At 37.7% G+C, this 19,756-nt stretch carries 34 protein-coding genes; 26 read left to right on the top strand and 8 right to left on the bottom strand.

Translation table 11 applies throughout. The annotated features are described in order from the left end of the window. Positions 1-183 precede the first annotated feature (183 nt). Complete coding sequence (locus DEU42_RS14080) at positions 184-462, bottom strand: hypothetical protein (protein WP_114758946.1); 279 nt, start codon at positions 460-462, stop codon at positions 184-186. Positions 463-591: 129 nt separating this feature from the next. After that, positions 592-873 (bottom strand): hypothetical protein, encoded by a 282-nt coding sequence (locus DEU42_RS14075; protein WP_114758945.1) that lies wholly within the window; start codon positions 871-873, stop codon positions 592-594. A gap of 123 nt (positions 874-996) precedes the next feature. Here DEU42_RS14075 and DEU42_RS14070 point away from each other — a divergent pair, with 123 nt between their 5' ends. Further along, on the top strand, positions 997-2,577 hold the full coding sequence (locus DEU42_RS14070) for a Na+/H+ antiporter (protein WP_114758944.1): 1,581 nt from the start codon (positions 997-999) through the stop codon (positions 2,575-2,577). A 2-nt stretch (positions 2,578-2,579) separates the two neighbouring features. On the opposite strand, the gene DEU42_RS14065 is transcribed toward DEU42_RS14070, so the two are convergent. The 4 genes from DEU42_RS14065 to DEU42_RS14050 form a co-directional block, all read right to left on the bottom strand. Then, positions 2,580-2,921, bottom strand: a complete 342-nt coding sequence (locus DEU42_RS14065) for a hypothetical protein (RefSeq protein WP_114758943.1) — start codon at positions 2,919-2,921, stop codon at positions 2,580-2,582. A gap of 231 nt (positions 2,922-3,152) precedes the next feature. Beyond that, positions 3,153-3,653, bottom strand: coding sequence for a hypothetical protein (locus DEU42_RS14060; protein WP_114758942.1), 501 nt, complete (start codon positions 3,651-3,653; stop codon positions 3,153-3,155). Between the two features lie 5 nt (positions 3,654-3,658). Further along, a complete protein-coding gene (locus tag DEU42_RS14055) occupies positions 3,659-4,114 on the bottom strand; it encodes an autotransporter outer membrane beta-barrel domain-containing protein (RefSeq protein ID WP_147278127.1) in 456 nt (151 codons plus the stop codon). A 194-nt stretch (positions 4,115-4,308) separates the two neighbouring features. Further along, positions 4,309-4,704, bottom strand: coding sequence for a helix-turn-helix transcriptional regulator (locus tag DEU42_RS14050; protein ID WP_114758940.1), 396 nt, complete (start codon positions 4,702-4,704; stop codon positions 4,309-4,311). 91 nt (positions 4,705-4,795) lie between these two features. Between DEU42_RS14050 and DEU42_RS14045 the strand changes: the two genes are divergently transcribed. From DEU42_RS14045 to DEU42_RS13980, 13 genes are all read left to right on the top strand, one after another. Next, a complete protein-coding gene (locus DEU42_RS14045; RefSeq protein ID WP_114758939.1) occupies positions 4,796-5,035 on the top strand; it encodes a hypothetical protein in 240 nt (79 codons plus the stop codon). A gap of 19 nt (positions 5,036-5,054) precedes the next feature. Beyond that, complete coding sequence (locus tag DEU42_RS14040; RefSeq protein WP_114758938.1) at positions 5,055-5,273, top strand: hypothetical protein; 219 nt, start codon at positions 5,055-5,057, stop codon at positions 5,271-5,273. A 178-nt stretch (positions 5,274-5,451) separates the two neighbouring features. Continuing rightward, the gene (locus tag DEU42_RS14035; protein ID WP_114758937.1) at positions 5,452-5,763 is read left to right on the top strand and encodes a hypothetical protein; all 312 of its coding nucleotides are present in this window, start codon (positions 5,452-5,454) and stop codon (positions 5,761-5,763) included. A 109-nt stretch (positions 5,764-5,872) separates the two neighbouring features. Then, a complete protein-coding gene (locus tag DEU42_RS14030; RefSeq protein ID WP_114758936.1) occupies positions 5,873-6,160 on the top strand; it encodes a hypothetical protein in 288 nt (95 codons plus the stop codon). Continuing rightward, the gene (locus DEU42_RS14025) at positions 6,157-7,860 is read left to right on the top strand and encodes a hypothetical protein (protein WP_114758935.1); all 1,704 of its coding nucleotides are present in this window, start codon (positions 6,157-6,159) and stop codon (positions 7,858-7,860) included. Before DEU42_RS14030 ends, DEU42_RS14025 begins: the two co-directional genes overlap by 4 nt. Positions 7,861-7,862: 2 nt before the next feature. Further along, positions 7,863-8,102, top strand: a complete 240-nt coding sequence (locus tag DEU42_RS14020) for a hypothetical protein (protein WP_114758934.1) — start codon at positions 7,863-7,865, stop codon at positions 8,100-8,102. Then, positions 8,099-8,455 carry a hypothetical protein gene (locus DEU42_RS14015; protein WP_114758933.1) on the top strand — a complete coding sequence of 119 codons (357 nt, stop codon included), beginning with the start codon at positions 8,099-8,101 and terminating at the stop codon, positions 8,453-8,455. The genes DEU42_RS14020 and DEU42_RS14015 overlap by 4 nt, the downstream gene beginning before the upstream one ends. 30 nt (positions 8,456-8,485) lie before the next feature. Further along, a complete protein-coding gene (locus DEU42_RS14010) occupies positions 8,486-8,725 on the top strand; it encodes a hypothetical protein (protein ID WP_114758932.1) in 240 nt (79 codons plus the stop codon). Positions 8,726-8,933: 208 nt separating this feature from the next. Continuing rightward, the gene (locus DEU42_RS14005; protein ID WP_114758931.1) at positions 8,934-9,206 is read left to right on the top strand and encodes a hypothetical protein; all 273 of its coding nucleotides are present in this window, start codon (positions 8,934-8,936) and stop codon (positions 9,204-9,206) included. 21 nt (positions 9,207-9,227) lie between these two features. Beyond that, positions 9,228-9,569 (top strand): hypothetical protein, encoded by a 342-nt coding sequence (locus tag DEU42_RS14000; protein ID WP_114758930.1) that lies wholly within the window; start codon positions 9,228-9,230, stop codon positions 9,567-9,569. Then, entirely contained in the window at positions 9,566-9,991 is a 426-nt protein-coding gene (locus DEU42_RS13995) for a hypothetical protein (protein ID WP_114758929.1), read from the top strand. Before DEU42_RS14000 ends, DEU42_RS13995 begins: the two co-directional genes overlap by 4 nt. Then, entirely contained in the window at positions 9,991-10,746 is a 756-nt protein-coding gene (locus tag DEU42_RS13990; RefSeq protein WP_114758928.1) for a DNA cytosine methyltransferase, read from the top strand. Before DEU42_RS13995 ends, DEU42_RS13990 begins: the two co-directional genes overlap by 1 nt. Positions 10,747-11,040: 294 nt before the next feature. Beyond that, positions 11,041-11,256, top strand: coding sequence for a hypothetical protein (locus DEU42_RS13980; protein ID WP_114758926.1), 216 nt, complete (start codon positions 11,041-11,043; stop codon positions 11,254-11,256). Here the strand turns inward: DEU42_RS13980 and DEU42_RS13975 are convergent. Beyond that, complete coding sequence (locus DEU42_RS13975; RefSeq protein WP_114758925.1) at positions 11,243-11,629, bottom strand: response regulator; 387 nt, start codon at positions 11,627-11,629, stop codon at positions 11,243-11,245. The two genes, DEU42_RS13980 and DEU42_RS13975, sit on opposite strands and share 14 nt — an antisense overlap. 325 nt (positions 11,630-11,954) lie before the next feature. Continuing rightward, positions 11,955-12,131 carry a hypothetical protein gene (locus DEU42_RS17470; protein WP_158537883.1) on the bottom strand — a complete coding sequence of 59 codons (177 nt, stop codon included), beginning with the start codon at positions 12,129-12,131 and terminating at the stop codon, positions 11,955-11,957. Between the two features lie 160 nt (positions 12,132-12,291). On the opposite strand from DEU42_RS17470, the gene DEU42_RS13970 reads away from it, so the two are divergent. The 12 genes from DEU42_RS13970 to DEU42_RS13915 all read left to right on the top strand — a co-directional run bounded on the left by DEU42_RS13970 (position 12,292) and on the right by DEU42_RS13915 (position 19,702). After that, positions 12,292-13,770, top strand: coding sequence for a hypothetical protein (locus DEU42_RS13970; RefSeq protein ID WP_114758924.1), 1,479 nt, complete (start codon positions 12,292-12,294; stop codon positions 13,768-13,770). Between the two features lies 1 nt (position 13,771). Continuing rightward, on the top strand, positions 13,772-14,902 hold the full coding sequence (locus DEU42_RS13965) for an LPXTG cell wall anchor domain-containing protein (RefSeq protein WP_114758923.1): 1,131 nt from the start codon (positions 13,772-13,774) through the stop codon (positions 14,900-14,902). Positions 14,903-14,924: 22 nt separating this feature from the next. Continuing rightward, entirely contained in the window at positions 14,925-15,476 is a 552-nt protein-coding gene (locus tag DEU42_RS13960; RefSeq protein ID WP_114758922.1) for a hypothetical protein, read from the top strand. 65 nt (positions 15,477-15,541) lie between these two features. Continuing rightward, the gene (locus DEU42_RS13955) at positions 15,542-16,108 is read left to right on the top strand and encodes a hypothetical protein (protein ID WP_114758921.1); all 567 of its coding nucleotides are present in this window, start codon (positions 15,542-15,544) and stop codon (positions 16,106-16,108) included. A gap of 81 nt (positions 16,109-16,189) precedes the next feature. Then, on the top strand, positions 16,190-16,555 hold the full coding sequence (locus DEU42_RS13950) for a hypothetical protein (protein ID WP_114758920.1): 366 nt from the start codon (positions 16,190-16,192) through the stop codon (positions 16,553-16,555). A 1-nt stretch (position 16,556) separates the two neighbouring features. Then, positions 16,557-16,841 (top strand): hypothetical protein, encoded by a 285-nt coding sequence (locus tag DEU42_RS13945; RefSeq protein ID WP_114758919.1) that lies wholly within the window; start codon positions 16,557-16,559, stop codon positions 16,839-16,841. 2 nt (positions 16,842-16,843) lie between these two features. Further along, positions 16,844-17,647: a hypothetical protein gene (locus DEU42_RS13940; protein WP_147278126.1), complete on the top strand. Its 804-nt coding sequence runs from the start codon at positions 16,844-16,846 to the stop codon at positions 17,645-17,647. After that, positions 17,640-17,828, top strand: coding sequence for a hypothetical protein (locus tag DEU42_RS13935; RefSeq protein ID WP_114758917.1), 189 nt, complete (start codon positions 17,640-17,642; stop codon positions 17,826-17,828). The genes DEU42_RS13940 and DEU42_RS13935 overlap by 8 nt, the downstream gene beginning before the upstream one ends. Positions 17,829-17,831: 3 nt before the next feature. Further along, positions 17,832-18,341: a hypothetical protein gene (locus DEU42_RS13930; protein ID WP_114758916.1), complete on the top strand. Its 510-nt coding sequence runs from the start codon at positions 17,832-17,834 to the stop codon at positions 18,339-18,341. Positions 18,342-18,352: 11 nt separating this feature from the next. Beyond that, complete coding sequence (locus tag DEU42_RS13925) at positions 18,353-18,787, top strand: hypothetical protein (protein WP_114758915.1); 435 nt, start codon at positions 18,353-18,355, stop codon at positions 18,785-18,787. 10 nt (positions 18,788-18,797) lie between these two features. Continuing rightward, the gene (locus tag DEU42_RS13920) at positions 18,798-19,223 is read left to right on the top strand and encodes a hypothetical protein (protein ID WP_114758914.1); all 426 of its coding nucleotides are present in this window, start codon (positions 18,798-18,800) and stop codon (positions 19,221-19,223) included. Next, on the top strand, positions 19,223-19,702 hold the full coding sequence (locus DEU42_RS13915) for a structural protein (RefSeq protein WP_114758913.1): 480 nt from the start codon (positions 19,223-19,225) through the stop codon (positions 19,700-19,702). Before DEU42_RS13920 ends, DEU42_RS13915 begins: the two co-directional genes overlap by 1 nt. The last annotated feature ends 54 nt before the right edge of the window (positions 19,703-19,756 follow it).

The following is a 19,756-nucleotide window of genomic DNA, read 5'->3' as shown; positions in this document are numbered from 1 at the left end:
AAAAATATGCAGCAAAACCGGGTTTCTTAGCCCTGCCTACCCAGCAGGCAGACCCGATTGAAGCGGCAGGATGCCGGACCCGCCGCGGCGAGGGAGGCAGATAATCGAATAGCAGGAAATAACTCTTATATATAGATGCAAAAAATCCCGCCGGAGCGGGATACTCTAAACCTATTATATAGATTATATTTTACTAAACTCTTCAATACACCGTTTTGCATAGGCTTTAATAATTGCTAAAACCTTCTTTTTAGCATCTGCATCTTTCTCAAAACCGTGTTTTTGCAAAAAAGAAACTGCGATACTCTCATATTCTTTTTGCAGTTCTGTTATAAAAGCTTCAAGTTTAGCACCACCTGCAGATATATAGGTATCATTATTAAATCTGGTTAAGAAATCTTTATGTACATCACGGCATGCTGCCTCTAAAAGGTCTTTTAGTTCACTGAATTTTGAATTCATTATTGTTTACCCCTGTTTTGGTTAAATTGGAGGGCAAAATAAATTCACGATGTAAGAAAGAGAGTTATAAAATTCAACTTAATTTTAGCAAAATTCTTCACATAGCCCTTTCAACAATGGGAATTTTACTTAAATAGAAATCTTACCATACTCATCCAGACAATTTCTAGCATACCCTTTAGCGATAGCTTTTATTCGCTTTAGTGCTTCAGGATTTGCATGAAGCTCATTTTCCCTAACAAAAGTCGCTTCAACCTGATCAAACTGTAATTGTATCAATTCAAGGAAAGCACCAAGCTTTCCCGGACCTCCTTCGAGATAAACCGATTTGTATTGATTAGACAATTCATTAACCGCATTTTTACAAGCACAATCAAAACGCTTCTCTATATCTTCATAATCAAAAGCCATAATTCTAAATTTTACACACTAAAGATACTATTTTCAGTAAATGTTAAAATAGCTCGTTAAGACATATTTAACAGGAAGCCACAATGAATTCTTTTTTTATAAATTTATATAAACCAAATTAAGATGCTTGAACACTTCCCCTTCTACCTTATCATCATATTAATAATCGTACTAATCATAATGCTAGCAAATCGCATTAGGGTTGCCTACCCTGTATTATTAGTTATTACCGGCTTATTGATAAGTTTTGTACCAGGTATACCTGTATTAAAAATTGACCCGGAACTAATCTTTATTATTTTCCTTCCTCCTTTATTATACGAAGCCGCATGGGCAATATCATGGAAAGAACTATGGCGTTGGCGAAGGATAATATGCAGCTTTGCATTTGTAGTGGTGTTCCTGACCGCAATATCAGTCGCTGTAGTTGCCAACAGTTTCATACCGGGATTCTCACTAGCACTGGGATTCCTGCTTGGTGGTATCGTTTCGCCTCCCGATGCTGTCAGTGCCGGAGCTATACTTAAATTCATCAAAGGACCGAAAAGATTATCATCAATACTGGAAGGTGAAAGCCTGTTAAATGATGCTTCATCACTTATTATATTACGTTTTGCACTTATTGCTGTTGCTACTGGACAATTTATCTGGCAGGAAGCCGCGCTAAATTTTGTATGGATGGTAGTTGGGGGTACAGGAATTGGACTATTAACCGGACTAATCTTTAAAAAATTACATAAATACCTACCCACCGACGTAAACATGGATATCATATTAACGTTTGTTGCACCATATGCCATGTATATAGTTGCGGAAGAATTTCACTGTTCAGGAATTTTATCTGTCGTAAGCGGTGGATTGTTCCTCTCTTATTTCAGGCATCATTTCTTAACGGGATCGTCGAGGCTAAGCGCTGAAAATGTTTGGCAAAGCATAGTGTTTGTCTTAAACGGGCTGGTGTTTATGCTCATTGGACTTGACCTACCTGAAATAGTTAACGCCTTAAAAACCGAAGGCATTGGTCTGTACCAAGCTACAGGTTACGGGCTGCTTATAACAGCAGTGTTGATTATTGGACGAATAATCGCCGCCTATGGAGCAGTTATTACAACCATAATTGCCAGCCACTTTATTACGGTTGCCGACAGGAATCCCGGATGGAAAGGTCCATTTATATTAGGATGGACAGGGATGCGCGGGGTAGTTTCGCTGGCAGCAGCATTATCAATACCATTGACACTAAGTGACGGTTCGCCTTTTCCTCATCGTAATCTTATATTATACATAACCTTCGTAGTAATATTAGCAACCCTTTTAATACAAGGACTGACATTACCATATATCATAAAAAAACTTAGCCACACCGTTTACAACGACTATCGCCCGGAAGAAGAAACTGAAAATCATCTTCGCAAGGCCCTGGCAAAAATTTCTATGGAATATATAGAAGAACATTATAAAGAAAAGCTTAATGATAGCCCGCATCTAAAGCGTCTTAGCAGCCAGTGGGAAGCACAACTAAGCCTAAATGAAGAGGAATCTGCCATGCCGGAAGACATAAAAGCTATTTACACTAAAGTTCTCGACAAGCAACGTAAGCTGTTATTAGAAAAGAACAAGAAGAAACAAGATATTGATGAGGAATTAATTCGAAAATACCTGCACTACATTGATCTGGAAGAAGAGAAAATGAAGTATAAGTAAGATTAGGCTTGTGAAACCTTTTCAAAGAATTCAATTCTCAAATTATCATCTTCAGTAGAGATAAGTTTCGCTTTGATGATTCCTTTTTCAGCTTTTTTATAAAGCTTTTCGTTCCGCGACACTGCAAGTTTACCCGCTTGATCTTTATTCCCACGCACATAGACCTGTACTTCGAATCTGTTTTTAGGCAATATCAAATCGAGTTCATCACCTTCTTTTAAATTGAAGGTTTCAATTTGAGTTTGAAAATCTTTACTGTACTTGAGTTTAGACAAATCAGGCATTAAAACCCTCACAAGTATCAGAATCGCCAGTACGATTATTACAGGAAATATCACAATCATAAGATTTAAATATTTGAAGATTGTGAAAACAATCAAAAACAAAAAAGCCCTTCATTTCTGAAGGGCTCCTGACTTAGGGGTGAATGAGGGGTCTCGAACCCCCGACCTTCGGAACCACAATTATAAGTTGCTTTAAAGCGATATATTTATATATTGATTATTAATATTTTACAAACCCACAATTTCACCAAACGTATTCAGATTTGTATTCATAAAAGTCTAATATCTCTATTAATTACAAGTACACTTAACACTAAAGATACAATGAGCTAAATTCCACAAACATTCTAAAAAATTGCGAATATCAGTTCCAAATATTGAAATTATTATACTTGCAACAGCTAACCAAAATGTAATTCTGACTACATCATCAGGATGCTGCCATAAATATCTTAATTGTGAGTAAATATCGAATTTCCTTACAGGTTTAATTTCAGCTCTATATGTTTTACTTGTATCAATGTTAAGTCTCAGCCTGTAGTATTCATCGATTACAAGAGAATTTTCATCAAATTTTTTCTTTGATTCCTCTTTAGGTTTTCCGTTAATTTTTTCAGTAAATTCTCCAAAAAAAATCCTTTCAAAATTATCATCAATTCTTCTGTTAGAAACTATAATACTTTTGTGCTTAATTTTTATCTTGATAAGATTGCTACCAAGTCCTTCTGTATTCCAAACCTTTCCGGTTCTAATATCAGAATGTTTCGCTGCATAGATTTTATATTCCTGCACAATATTTAAAAACTATAACCAACTCTTAAACCACCTCGAAGTACCCATTCATCGGTGTTGTTGTTGTCTACATCTCCTTTTCCTTTAACTTCGATTTTCCACATACCTCCAATGTATGGATCAATAGAGATACCGCCTAGTTTGATTTTATAACCTATTTCCGGAGCAAAGAAAGAGAAGTAGCTATAAGTACCGTCGAAATTTCCAAAAGGAGTATCCTTATCAAATTTAATGTTTCCATAAGATAAATAGTTAGCACTATAAAGCCCTTTCTGTGATGTGTTAAAATATTTTCTACCTCCTAATTCAATTACAAAACCTGTTCCATCAACATCTACAATATCTGCATCATAATTCATAACGCCATATGAAAGATTTGCGATGAAGGCTTTATTTGTAGAACGGGAGTTATACTTATAGTATTCATAAGATAAGCCTATTTGTCCCGGTTCTGAATACATTCCATTTAATGAAATTGTATTCTTGTGAATTGTGTCATTTGTTTGCGCACAAACTAGACCTGATGCTGCTAGAGCAATAAGCGTAAAAATTTTTTTCATGTTTTAATAATTATTAATGGTTATTGGTTAATACTCGTTATATGTAGTAGTGTATTTCTTTCAAGGTGGTTCGGATTTGTAAACAGTCCAGTTAATCAGGAAGCTTGAGACAGTTTTTCTTCCAAGGTTTCAACCAGTTTTTCAAGGGTATTTATATGTTTTTTTTGAGTTTCAATTGTTTCAGCTTGCGCTTCTATAATTTTATCTTTATCGCCATATATACCCCCCGGTTGTGGCTCTACAAATGAATCTGATTTTGTTGTAGTCTCATTATTCGTGATCTTTGATAAATCTTCATTGATAAACGAATCTAGAGTAATAGCAAAGTGCTTACATATTTTTTGAATATTTTCCACACTGGGATTACTTCTCCCACTCGTGTATGTATTAATTCCAGCTTGAGTAATGCCAAATATTTCTCCAAAATCCTTTTGCGACAACAAATTCTTATCACATAAATATTTGATATTCAAACCTATAAAGTTATCCATACAACTTTTTGTTATTTTTTAAACAACAAATTGTAATTATTAAAACAATTTGTATTACATTTGTCTGTATAAATATAGACAATTATTATTTATGGCAAAGTTGAAAGAGAGTACTAAAGAAAAGAAAGCGCGTAGAAACGCAAAGGTTCTTGAACGCTACAATGAATTAAAGAAACTAATGACGTGTAGAGAAACCTATCCGCTTTTATCAGATGAGTTCAATCTATCTGAATCCACTATCAAAAGTATTCTCTTTATAAAGACATATTCCCTTTCTCCTCTTCCACAAAACGATGCGAATTCAGGAGAACTAAAAATCATGCCAGTTTAATTATTAATAAGAAAATTCTATGCTTCTCGCTGAAACTGCATACAATATTTTTCTTGCCCTCCCGGATGGAGAGAAAGAACGATTGTATGCTATGATGGAGAAAGCTAAAGAGCCAAAAACCATAAAATCAACCAAAAAAAATAAAGTATGGACTGTTGCAGAATGTACCGATATTATTTTACCGCTAATGAAGCAGCGAAGAAATCAACGATTAAAAAGTAATCTGAAGATAGTATAAAAAAAAAAAAGGTGTGGTACCACCCACACCTACCCTTTAACCATAAACCCTGCGGTAACAGGTGTTTATGAATTAAGAAACAAAAGTACTGTTTTTTTTGATGATAACCAATCGTTAACAGATATATAACAAAAACAACGCAACGAATGTTGCAACCCTTTAACCAAAACCACAATTTATGAATTTGATCAATTTCGTACCTAACGCTGGCCGTATGCCAGTGTTACACCACCTCCCTACCCTTATTCAACAATCAGTTACTAAACTGGAAAAACTGCCTTGCGTTGCCGGTGTAATATCCGGCACTCCGCAAGGTTCATTTACAACCCTGCTAATAGACTTTAAAGACAATACCAACATGGAGGCAAACAGAAATGCAATACTCCAGTGCTTCGCTGCACCCGGTATTTCTGTAAAGGGAATGTTTTCTGAAATGGCTTTATCTCAACTGAAGATAACGCTTTCTACACCTAAAATTTTATTGAATTAACGATACCGGGAGCAATTAAGCTCTAATGTCCCTTGATGTTGCGGACGGCTTGGGGGCTGTCCGCTTCGGATAGGTTAAAATTTTAAAGAAAACATTAAAACAAAAACTCATGCAGACATTTAAGAACCCTGATGATGTTACCCTGCATAAATACCCTCTTACTCCGCAGGAATGGGTAACAAACCCAACTATTCAATTTACCGTTGCAAAGGACAGGATCGTGCATAAAGGCGATAGAATTCATTGTTGTACAACGATGAAAAAGACTGGCCCTGATAGTGGCAGCGTAATAGATATCTATTACTACATAAACGAAATAACCGACTTCAGACCAAGTATGGTGCATCCATCAATGCTAACAGTAGTAACGGCTAAAGCCAAACGTTTAGAATTATGAGAAATAAAGAAACAAGGACTATTGCGGAACTGGATCTGACAGCTGCTATACCTGGCTACCAACCTGAGCAGCTGTCAAAACAGAACGCTAATATAACCCAAAATGATAATGTCGTTAAAGCCTTTCTACCATCTGTAAAAGATGAAGCTTTCGCAATGACAATGGACAATTATCGTCGCGCAGTATCTATATACAATAAGAAAGTAGCTGAAGCTAACCACCTGATTGATAAGCATAACGCAAGTGTTCAAATATACAAAGAAAAAAATAAACTTGCTGAGTATCAGCAGCAAATTTTAATAAATTTTGTCTTACGCTTTGCCGATAAAAACAACTGGGAATTTAACGAAGAAGTAGACAAGGCCGGTGACCTTTACAGCCGTTTTATAGCGAAACGTCGCATCCAAAAAATTAAGCCTTTTACAGAGCAGGTTTTCCAACATATCCTATACTTATACAACAGGCAGCTTATGCGTAGAAATAAGCAGCGAGAGCATTTCGCACAGCAGGAACTTCGCCCCATTCAGCCATTGGAAATTAATGCATGGCAGGTTACTACTATCAAGCGTGACAACGATATTATGAGCCTACCCATTTGTAACAAGACTGTACGCAATCACAGAGCGCGTCTGCAAGAAGCAGGGATTTTAATAGATAAGGTCTACTGTGGGCCGAAAAGAGGCGTTAAAACGCACATATCGCCCTCTATTTTAGTGATTTTCGACCTCCATACTGATGAATTTGCTTGCGCTGAAAATCAACTCCTTAGCCTTTCTAAGAGGAAAGTTTTACCGAATTCCAAAGAGAGTACTGGAACATCTTTATCAGAATATAAGAAAAGGGAATCGGCTACGCCTGATTCTGATAGAAAGGTGTTGCCGTTGGCAACGGCCTTATGTGACAAGAACGTTTTAGACAAGAACACCGGGGGCAATGAAGAAAATCAAACTGAGGGGGCCGCGGCCGAAAATGTTAAAGTTTCAGAAACTATGAGCGATAAGCTCCGCGCGCTCATAATGCATCCGCAGGATCTTGCTATAAAACTTGCTTCCGGGCATTTCATTGACTATATCCCCATCGATAAACGCCTGTTATTCCAAGAAGCCTATAACGGCACACTTACCCGCCATGAATACAGGGAACTGATATTGCAGGATTTCTTTAAATCAGCAGCAAAACTTTACCGCTTCAGCAATGCTTACATAGGCAGTTGGAAAAATGCAATAAACCTGTATCAAAATTACAAGTGGCTTACTAAAGACAACATCCCTTTCAACAAATATGTTGTTTACGAAGATATTACACAATTACGTTGGAGGCTCGAAGATGCCCGAAAATGGTTTGCAAGGCCAAACGTGAAAGTTTCAGTTTCATTCCCATCTGTATACTTCGATTTTACCCGTAAAAACAAAAAAGAAATTGGCTTTGAATATACCTCAAAGCGTTGGGAACGCCATTCTAAGTACATGGCTGAAATGCCACTTAAAAAACGTAAGACAGAGCGCAAAGCAGCTGAACGATTGGAAAAAATCAATAATTCAAAAAAGTATGAAAATGCCATAGGCCTGTTTATGAAAAACAAAAAGGACTTCCACTGGCTAGTTGACTACGTAGAGAACAATCTACCAATCCAGTACTACAATTCATTGCGTGGTACTCTTGAAAGCCTCAGAAACCTTAAACCAAATTACAATTTATAGCTATGCCAATATTCGATAAGAACACCGCTCGTATCAAAATGGTTGCACTGACCAAAGGAGAACAGAAAAATATAACCTGGTATAGCCTTGCAAAATTTGATGAACCCGGAAACGGTGTGAGTGATACGACAATAATAAAAAAGATGCTCTCCCGGATAAAAGGTAAGCCGGAAATGTCGCAAGTAATGTGCATTCAGTTTTACGATAACCAAACCAAACAACTAATTGAAGAGTACAAATGAAAACTATACAGCTAAAGAAAATCAGGCGTGCAGATTTAGAAGTGTTGCAACAAGAGTTGGAACAGTACGCAGAAATACAACGCTTAGGATATCACTTTTGGACTATTGATGAATTTTTAAATGCAATCATAGCTGTAGATATCGCTCATGCACTTTGGATCAAGCTACGGAACAAACTTGAAAACGACAATGCATTTTTCACAATGACTTTCAAGCTAAACGAAGCCTCTGTTTTAATGAAATGCTGCTACTGGCAACGAGCGGAACGAACTCAATACCAAAAAAATGTTGCCGAAAAATATAAAAACATTATCGACCAAAAACTTAAAAGCATTATCCCTGTAGCACACTAAAATATTATCAACCGATCATCCCCTTACTATATGGACACTCGCGAAATCACTCTAAAACCACTACCGCAATGTGCAACTAAAGCGGAATTAATGAACTGGTATCTGAAAAGCAATTATACAGCTGATATGATACGCAAAAGCATTAATCAAATTATTGCTGATACGCGAGGTTTACCCATCGATAAGGCAAAATTCGTCAAGAACATCAGGGCAAAAGAACTGACACTTTTTGTAAAGGAATTTGATGTACCGGTAGGTTACAAACTCTAATTATTTATTAGACAATTCTAATTAATCATTAATAAAACCCTTTAACCATGACTATGCTAAATTTTATGAAACTCATTGTTACCGTTGCAATGGTAGCGGTTACTGTTTATGCAAGCTATTTGCTTTGCGACAATCCCTATATGGCCTTTTGGGCTACGGTCTGCCTCATTATCGGTTTTTCTCTCTGTGCAATGTGGAAACTTAGATAATGCCTGCCGTTAAATCTGACAACCCACTGCACGCAGAAATCAATAAATATTTCAATGTACACATATCGGAATACGTCAGTACTGAAATCATTGACGGAAAGAAGATCAACAAGTACAAGCGTGCCGGAATATGTTCCGCAAATGAAGTTTCTCAATACATCGGAGATGAAGAACTTAAAATAAAGCTTTTTAATAAAGTTTTGGAGTGTGGAATGGATAGATACACCACTTTGGTGAGAAACCGTCTTAAAATAGATTTTTACTCAAAATAACTAACGAAAACACTAATAATTATGAATACATCTAGTTTAAAAATTACCACAATAATCATTATAGCAGCTACTGCAATTTTCATATTCCTTGACCGCTTTGCCGGATCGCCTGAGATAGTAACCGGATATGTTGTAGAAAAGCAACATGAAGCAGAAATGAACCCGACTATGAGTAGACAGGCTGCAAAGGATATCAAAAAGGATGATAGCTATTTACTTGTTGTTTTTGGCAATGGCCATACAACGACAATAGAATGTGAACCGCATTACTTCTATGCTGCTTCTCTAGGCCAAGAGGTAAAATACATTTCTCAACGAGGTTATATAACCGGGTGGCACTGGACGAAAGAACTAATTCAATGAGTATGAAAACATATTTTATTATCATCTTAGTAATTATTGCAGCCTGTTCAAGTACAGATACTGATCCAGTTGCAACACCCCTACCGGAGCCAGTTACTGCCGAACCTGAGGATATAATCCCGGATTGGCTTATAGGAAATTATCAATCCCGATGGTTTCCCACATCGACAAATATCAGCATCATTACTGAAGCATCAATCGTGCTTAACCTTAATGATTTTTCTAACATCAATCAACCTTACCCTCTTACCTACAATCTACTAATTGAAAACGTTGCAACGGAAGTTGACGAAAGACACTTAACCTTGATTTTAGATAACGGCATCAACATCACATTCAGGAAAAATGATGATCCCAGTGTAAGCGATATCACGATTGAAATTAATGAACGCCACTTCGGATGGTTTAAAAAACTCGACTAATGAAAACGTTAACACACATATCTCTTTTTACTGGCATAGGTGGATTTGACCTGGCAGCACAAAGAGCTGGCATAAAAAATTTAGCTCATTGCGAAGCTGAAGATTATAAACGTGAATTACTAAAATTAAGATTCCCAAACTCCAAAAGTTTTGGGCTTATTGAAAATTTTGATGGAAAACAATATGCAGGAAAAGTTAATATTATTTCAGGAGGATTCCCATGTCAAGACATCTCCATTGCACAAACCAGTAAAAAGTATGGAGGGGCACAAGGGATCAAAGGCGAACGATCGGGGCTATGGAAACACTACGCCCGTTTGGTTGGGGAAATTGGACCTGATGCAATCATCTTTGAAAACAGCTCAATGCTCCTTAGTAGAGGATTCGAACACGTCTTATGCGATCTTTCCGAGCTCAGGTATGACTGTGAATGGAGATTGTTTTATGCTACCCAATTCGGATTTCCGCACTTACGAGAAAGAGTTTATGGTGTGGCCTACTCCCAGTGCGGCAGATGGAAAGATAATCTTAAAAAAGGTGGAATCTTACAAAAGATATTTCCAAAAGAAGCATCAGGACAAATCCCTGTATCAATTCCACTTAAACGGTTTAACAGCCAATCAGACTATTCAAATGTACGAATGGATGATGGGTTTTCCTTTGAATTGGACAAACAAAGAATACACGGACTTGGGAACTCTATAGTACCAGAGATCGCCTTTCAAATATTCAATCAACTGAAAGTAATTTTATGATTACCCTCACTTACATCAGATATAACATACTACTGTTAGCCACTATGGCATCAGTAGCGCAATTAAATCAGAAATGGTTTGATAGTATATACGAAGTACATAGTACACCTCTTAGACGGGGCGACAAGTACGTAACAAAGGAAAACGATACCATTGAATTATTGAAGCCGGTAAAGATTGTTTATTTCAAAGTCAGAAAGTCAGGTAAAAAGATGGGGTTCCGTAGAGATACAATTTTCACTTTTCGTAGAGTAAAACCTAATACAATACTTAAAAAATCGACTTTTCAAGGACATGATAAAGAATAGTGCATATATCCGGCTGTTTACTCCCGGTCAACTGAAAGCGTTACAAGCCATTGCAGCGGAGTATAAAATTAAGACTGCTAAAAAAGTATTACTGTTCACGCTCACAAGCTTTATTGAGCACAAACAGGAAATTGCTAGGCTTAAAAGAATCATTGAATACAAAAAGAAACAAATAGAAAAGATTCATACTATTGAACTTTAATTATTTCACGTAAAGCCTTTTCAAATTCCAAAAAATTAGTTGTCTTAAAAAGATAACCGTTCACTTGACCTATCAGATCGCTTTCCATCAATTTAATTATAAAGGAAGTTGAATAGACGTAAATAGGGATATTTTTTAATTTTTGATTTTTTTTTATATCATTTAAGAATCCTATATTGTTTAATAAGGGTGTGCCCAAGTCATAAAAAATAATTCTTGGAAGTGTTTCAGTGTTTTCTAGGTAAAACAAAGCATCTGCTACTTTTGAAAATTGCTTACAATCGGTTTCAGGAGATATTTCCTTTACTGTACTGTGAAATAAATCCCTATCATCGATATCATCGTCTATTAATAATAGAGAATTAGTATGCATAATTTTATAATATTTAGGTGTGATTTTGTAAACTCTAGTCAAAAATAACTAATCTAACTTTGTAAAAACATAATGTTTTATTAAATTTCTTACATATATTTGATCACTTTTAAGTTAAGATGATAAATTGGTGGTTGATTTGGTTATTTTTCTACTTAGCTTAATTTACAAAAGCCCCTCTGATAACCAGAGGGGCTTTTTTTTTCAGTTTAAGTATTGGTTTATGATTAAATACTTGATTAAATGTAATTTTTATAAAATCTCGATAACCGTATATTTTTCTTTCACTTGAGCCAACAATTGCTCTACCATTCTACCAATTACATCAATAGCTATCGATTACCTCTCTTATATGGTCGGCTGTAGACCTTGATCTCCATTTTCCCGCAACGGTAATAACTAAACAATAATCTTTTTTTTGCACCAATTCTACAATATATACCGGATTTAGGTAGTGCTTATTTCCTTTAGTGTCAATATCCACAATATAATTTTCAGTCATATTTCTACTATTTATGCAACGTCTATTGCAATGATTGTTGCAACGAAAGTTAACCAATCCTTACACAAGTTTACGAAAGTTAACGAATCTTTAGTAATCCTCACAAAACTTAAATCACACAATTGCAACGCTATAACCTTTGTATCCTGATTAGGAAACAATGAGCGATATAGATGCACTTCTTTGGCGAAAAATAAAAGACGGTAAACAGTACGATAAGCTGATACCACCAAGTAACTGCACCAGTAAAGATGTCGGAAAAGGCATGACAGACCTCTCTGTAAAGGAAATGGCAGAAATGGTAAAGATTAGCCTTATTGATACAGCTGCTATTGCTCCTTTGTTTTTAAAAAGTTCATTAAAAGAAACGTGTGCCGCTATTTACGGTTTTGTATATGATCATTTCCAGTATAAAGCCGATAAGGCTATCCAGTATCTGCGTAGTCCTTCCTGCTCTTGGAAAGTCAGATATGATGGTATAGACTGCAAAAGTTATTCCATCATTGCCAGTAGTATCTTAACGAACCTGGGTTTGACACATTACATCAGGCAGATCAAACAGCCCGGCTTTATGCCTGAAATGTGGACACACGTCTATATCGTTGTCCCGGTTGACCAAAAAACGGGAAGCCTATCTAAAGGCCATTACACCATTGATGGAACCGTTGCAACGATGAATGAACCAATGTATATCCAAAAAAGCGATTTAAAAATGAGTTTACAACATTACGCACTTAGAGGGGCTGTTCATGCAGGTTCAGGACAGGGATTAGGTATATCACTTTCCACGGTTAAAAGTATGTTCTCAAACGGATGGGCTCCAAGCTGCATCGGTGGTGTACACGACATGACCGACTTCGATAAAACACTTGCTGCCATTGCACCGTACTTTGATGATGCACTTTATAGCGTTAACGATGCTATAAGGAATAATAATTCAAATTTGTTTGCCCTTATCAATGATCTGCTTAAAAACACGCAGCAGATACAAGCGCATTCCTTAGCGTATTCAAAACACAGTTGGAATTCTAAATGCTCTAAAGACTCAACAGCAGCGTATAGAGATTTAGGGCAATGGTATTACAATATAATAATGGTTGCTTTCATTCAGTGGCTGGAGCAATATTTTGATGTTACCTATACAACACTTGGCAATGTTCAGCAAGGACAATTTAAGCCGGACAGTTGGTTTACAAAAACAAGCTTTGCCGGGGTAATAACGGTAAAACAGTTGGCTACTATCAAAATGAAGTCAACCACAACTGAAATAAAAAGGTTTGAGATCACGCCATACGTACAGGATAAAAAGAACCAAACTTCTTTCAACATATTCCAGTTTTTAGGAGGTCTATCACAGACACTTGCAAGTTTTAATAACCCTACTCCTACTCAAACTACAACACCGACAGCAACAACAGTAAAAACACCGATAAGCACAATTAAGTTTACGGGTGATGCCGTGAAACTTGAAGCCCAAAGTATGATCACAAAAGCTGATTTGTTTACAAAAAAAGATAATAACGTTTCACAAAACGCATTGGGAACGGTTGGCAAAGTACTGATAGCCTCTGCGGTAGGTTATGGCATCTATAAAGTTGCAACTGCATCAAAATCTAAAGCAAAAGTAAAATCAAAGTAGTATGAATTTAGAAGTAAGCAAAAATAGCGGGCTGGCAGCGTATAGCCCTCAACAGGGTTTAGGTGGCTTTTGGGGTAAAATAGGTAAGTGGGCATCCAAAGCTGTTGGTTATATAGGAACAAAGATAGCTAAAAAGGTGGATGCTGGATTTTTAGGGGATTTATTTCCAGAACTTAAAGGATATATAATACAGGGCACACAATATGTACAAAATCAAATTGAACAGTGGACGTCTGGAATGAATGGATTACGTGGTGTTGAAGATGGCAATATTACAGCCTTGGAAGAAGCAATTCTGAATAATTGGCTGCCTTATTTTACTCTTTATGCTGAAAGCTTATTAGATGATGTCGGTAATGCGTTAAACCTTCCTACACTTAATAGCAAATTAATTGCACTTAATGCAGTCTTAAATAAAATCAACGCACTAAACGCATATTATTTAGTCGATGATGTAGAAGGTCTGTCTCAGTTGGCCCGTGAACAAAGAAGTTATGTTGTTTACACTTCGCTTGATCCAATTGTAAAAGCGGTTCAGATGAGCATAGGAACACTTGGGTTTGATGTAGAAATAGTGCCGATAGAATTCAATATAAACATTTATGATTTTTCTGTATTATTTACGAGTACTATCGTAACTACAGTAAAAAGTGAGAATTACAGGAAAAAAGGAATCAGGATTGCCGCACCCATAACATCTACTGCGCAAATTGATTTCGCAAATGTTAAGCTACCTGTAAAGACAATTGTTACTAACCCTGTATCAACACCGGCAACAACAACCGTTGCAACGCCTGTTGCAGTTCCTACCTCAAACTTACCTGTGTTTACGATACCTACAAACAGTAGTACAACTGTAACAACACCAGTTGCAACAACTACACAAGTAACAACGCCTGTTGCTACTACTCCGGTTGTAGAAACTCCGACTACAACACCTCCAACGTCTACAACAACTACCACGAACAATAATTCTAATACAGTAAGAGAAGTAGCAGACGATTCAACACCTGAACCAAAAAACAACAAAGGGTTAATAATCGGAGGGCTTTTATTACTCGGTGCAGCTGCTATCGCACTTAGAAAGAAAAAGGTAGCAAAAAAGGCTACAACGCCTACCAAAAAAAAGTAAATAATTAAATTTTTATACAACGATGAAATTCAAAAAACCATCAGAACAAAAAGTGAAAGACACCATCGCATTGACTGGTGGTGTTGTAGCAGGTGGCATGGTCTCAAAAGCTGCATTTGGTTTCCTACACGAGCCGACAACAGCAACAGACACAGCAAGCCTTAAAAAAGATGAGAATACCGCTCTTATGAAACGCGGTGCGCTTGTATTAGCAGGTGCAGCCGGTGCAATGTTCCTTGACGGAACTGATTCTCTTTCAACTTTGGCAAAGGGAACTTTCGTAGGTGTAGCAGTAGCGCAAAGTCTTGAAATTATTGCAGTACTGGCAAAACGTTCAGGTGTAGAATCTGAAAGTACAGCAAGTACTTCAGGTAAAAAAGCCGTTGCCCGTGCTTTGGGCTTAGGTTGTCCGTGTACTGAAACCCCTGCACTAAATGCAACGGTTGATTTTGCACCACGATATGACCTTTCTAATATGGATTTTCACCCGTCAGGTGACGGTCTGAATGGTTGGGGTGGTAGCGACGAATCTGGGCTATTAGGTTGGGGATCACTTGAACTGAAAAGTGCATAAATAATTCAGTAAAAAAGCTAATAGAAAAATTCACGTACTCTTTAAAAAGTAAATAGAAAATAAACATGAAACAGTTAACTCTTCAGGAAGCTATGAACTTCCTACCACTTGTAACCAATGGAAACGGTGTTGCCCTTAATGGCAGCTTTAAGGCAAAATCAAAAGTTCTTTATATCGCAGGCCTTGGTGCTGATCTTGCTGCCAACAACAACAATATCATTATTCAGGACACTAAAAAGAAAATTGGTCTTACCAACTTCGATGGTGGCAATAAACTTAACAAAGGGCGTAGCATCCTTATAACAGGGATGCGTATCCTTTGGGACACTACAGTTGATGTAACACCTTTGACAGCCCTTTGGAAAGGCGAAGCCCCGGCAGCCTTTAAAAATGGTGAATTCAAAGTAGGTACACTGGCAGCAGGAGACCTTTTTGAAAGCCCAATCAACCCTTTTGCAAAGTACAACGCTGCAACTTCTGTTGAAGATGAGATCAAACCAGTTGTGCCGTTTATGATACCGGAAGATGTTGAATTTTATATTCAGCTTATTCCGGCAGCAGCAGCAGCCGTAGATCAGGCATACCGCATTGAATTCGATTGTATTGAATTCACAGCAGCTAATAAAGCATAAAGTTTAGGTTAAATATTTGGTTAGTTAGTTTGAAGCCCCGGGCTTGCTCGGGGCTTTTTTTAACCCTTAAACCCCAACATTATGAAAGTATTAGAATACGCTGTAAACGTTGAAATACCGGCTGGAACGTCCGGAAAAACTGTCACTTTTACCCCTCCTGCGGGTGTAGTGATTGGTTGTGCCATCTTTAAAGTTGGTGGAGAAAATTCAGGCTTTGTATCTGCAAAGATTACAACCGACTCAAACGAGGATGTATCTCCTTTAACTCATATAGACAACTATCGTGACAGGGAGGCAGGTTATATAGCAGGTAAAAAACCACTGCTATTAGACACACAAGGTAAAAGTTACATGGTAACGATTACTTCAAACGCAAACTTTGACACCGACCTTAAGGCGCAATTAGTCTTGGTCTACGAGAACGACAATACTAAATCCCAGTGCTAAAATGCAAAAATCCGGCTTCGCTTCAATTCAAATTAACTCTGATACAACGCAATTTCTCGACGGAATTACGAGCCTATCTATTTCAAATTACGGTGCTACTGCATTAACAGTAACTGTAAATGATGTTGCGCGTGTTGTTCCTGCTTTTAATCCTGCTATTGGCGTTCCTTTTGGTTCATTCAATATACCAGGAGACGGAACCGCTTGCGAGATAAATCTTGAACTGAAGTTTGAAGGTGGTAGCGGAAAAGCAATTTTAGATTTCAGGAAAATAAAGAAATGTTAGAGATGAAGCAACAACTCGACAATATCATAAACCGTCTTGCTTCCGATCCTTATTTCGCTATCAGGCTTGTGAACGCTGATAACCTTAAAGTTATCGGTGTGAACCTGACAGGCGAAAAAATGCTCGAAGAAGCCGGTAGCATTGAGGGCTTTTTTAATGAGGTGGTAGAATCAGGAACGACAAGTTTTGTGATACAGCCACGCAGAAAAAACGGTTCATCGTGGAAAGATGATGGTACTGTAGTCCGCATTGATACGAAATTGCCGGATTCTGCAACCGCAGAAACTGCAACACCTACCCTCCTACCAACCCCTCCCCTTGCTCATATCCCGGAAATTCTTCCGGGATTAGCTGGAGGACTAAATGCCCAAATGATCTACCAACACATGGACTATCCTCGTGTTATGGCAGATAACAGGGAACTGACAGCTGAAAACAAAAGGCTGAAAGAAAAAATTGAAGAAATGAAAGAAGCTGCTTTGGAAAGCAGATTTTCTGAAACGAAAGCACAAGGCCAAAAAGATATGCTTAATGGCTTTATAGAACAAATGCCTGCAATACTTACGGCTGTGGGATCACTTAAAGGCGGTAATAGCGCTGCAGTTCAAACAGCAGGGTTAGCGCAGCCAGTACCTGAAAGCAGCGAAGTAAAGCAAAACCTTATTGACGGTATCAGGAATACCAGTGATTCAGTAGCGAGTTACATTCTTCTTACCCTACGAGGTGCGCTTACTGTTGATGGATTCGGCAGCGACCTTGAACAACTATTAATCAAACACAAACTAATACCTAACGAAAATGCCTAAAAAAACAATTGAAATAGAAGCAGAAAACAGTATTGAACTGGATGCTAAAGAAAGAATATTAAAAAATTGTGCCACTATCCCAATGGAAGATTTGGAGCGTGTAGGCCAATTAGTAACAAACCCAAACGCATTAGCCGGGCTTAAAAAACACTGGATAATGCTTAGAACAATGTTTCGCTAACCTATGACAGGAACGACCAAAAATAAAAAAGGCCTTGGAAATCCCGCCGTTCTCGCCGTTGCTTCGTCTCCGGCGGGACAACAGGCCATTTCCAATATATCAGAAACCCAACGTAAGGTTACCGATGCAGGTATTCAGATACTCCCTTTCGTTTTTAAAACCCTGTTTGTTGCAGGTTGTGGTTATGTGGCCTATAGATTATGGACGGATCGTTTTATAAAATTAGGTACAAATCCTAACTGGCCTGCTTCAAATATCAATGATGCGCAAGCCGATGCACGAGCAGAAGCAATCTATCAGGCAATGGTTGGTTTTGGGGCTGATAAAGATGCCGTTGCAATGAACATTGCAGGGCTTAACTACAACGGTTGGGTAAAGGTATACAACGCCTTTGGTAATAGAGAAGGTATACTCCCATTTAGCAAAGAAATGAATCTTGTGGAGTGGATCAACGATCAGTTTAGTGGTGATGATCTTTTAGAATTGAGAGTTATTCTACCCGGTGTATTTTAAATCAAAGAACCATGACAGATAAGGAAAAGAAAATCGCATTATACGCTGGTGTAGGTTTGGTAGCTGTTCTCTTGATTAGCAGAATCTTACCTAAAACCGATAAATCGGGCGGTATAGATGATCCAACAGGTAACGGTACAAATACCAATATTCCAGGTACCACATTTAACCCCTCGAGCGTAGCAGAAACCCTCTACGATGCAATGAAAGAAATGGGTACGGATGAAGCAAAAATTATGAATGCTCTCCAGTACGTAAATGCTTCACAATTCGCACAGGTAGCAGCCAAATTTGGAAAAAGAAGCTATAACAAAACATTAGGCAATCAGATCAACCCTTGGCCTTTGACTCCTTTACCGCTTCTACCGCTTCAGGTGTGGCTTGAAAATGAGCTATCATCATCACAATACAACACGCTAAGACTAAAATACCAACCACTTCTATAAATCTATAGATATGCCTTACAAGATAACAGGAAAGATATTGGATGAAAGCGGCCTACCGCTTTACCAAATAGCACAGATATCGGAAGTAGCTACAGCAGTCGGTCAGACTGTTAGCGGTAACGTATGGACTGATGAAGAGACCGGCGCATTCACATTTTTAGCTTTAGACCCTAACAGCACTATAAAAGTAGAATCTCACGGCTATGGAGTAGTAAGCTTTAAAGCAAGTGAATTCCCATCAGTGGTAAAGTTGCAACCGGCTTTGGTAATCAATGGAACTACCAAAAAGAAAAAGGATAATACTCTTGCGTGGGTGTTGGGCGGTGTTGCAGTAGCCATTGCATTAGCGGTTACAACGAAAAGCAAAAAGCCACAAACTGTAAACAATTCGACACCATCAAAGAAGACTACTAAACCTGTAACAGTACGAATATAATGGCTAAAAATTATTTGAATAAACCCGGTTATCCGCGAGGCATCAGGAACAACAACCCCGGAAATCTTATACAGACCTCAATTTCATGGGTGGGTAAAGTGCCATTAAGTCAAAACACTGATGGCAAATTCGAGCAATTTATAGAATTACGTTACGGCCTCCGTGCAATGATGCGTGATCTTATTTCAGATATCAAGGGAGGTAAAAACACAATTCAGGCATTAATTACAGAGTATGCACCATCTTTTGAAAACAATACGGTTTCATATATAAATACGGTTGCTGCAAGTGTTGGAATTACAGCGTTAGATTTAATCGAACTAAGCCAGGAAACAATTATCGCAATTTGTAAGATCATGGTCAGGATTGAGAACGGACCTACCGTGAACCAATACATTACCGACAGTGACTATACTGAAGCAATGGCAATAATAGGACTTGATCTAAAAAAAAAAGTAACACTGCCCGAACAATTATAACAATAGTCGCTTTAGGCGGTATTACCTACGGTGCGTGGGCAATTTATAACCTCT

The organism is Flavobacterium sp. AG291 (assembly GCF_003350375.1).
Taxonomy (GTDB): domain Bacteria; phylum Bacteroidota; class Bacteroidia; order Flavobacteriales; family Flavobacteriaceae; genus Flavobacterium; species Flavobacterium suzhouense.
Note: the sequence above shows the minus strand (reverse complement) of the source record. Positions and strands in the feature narration are given on the sequence as shown.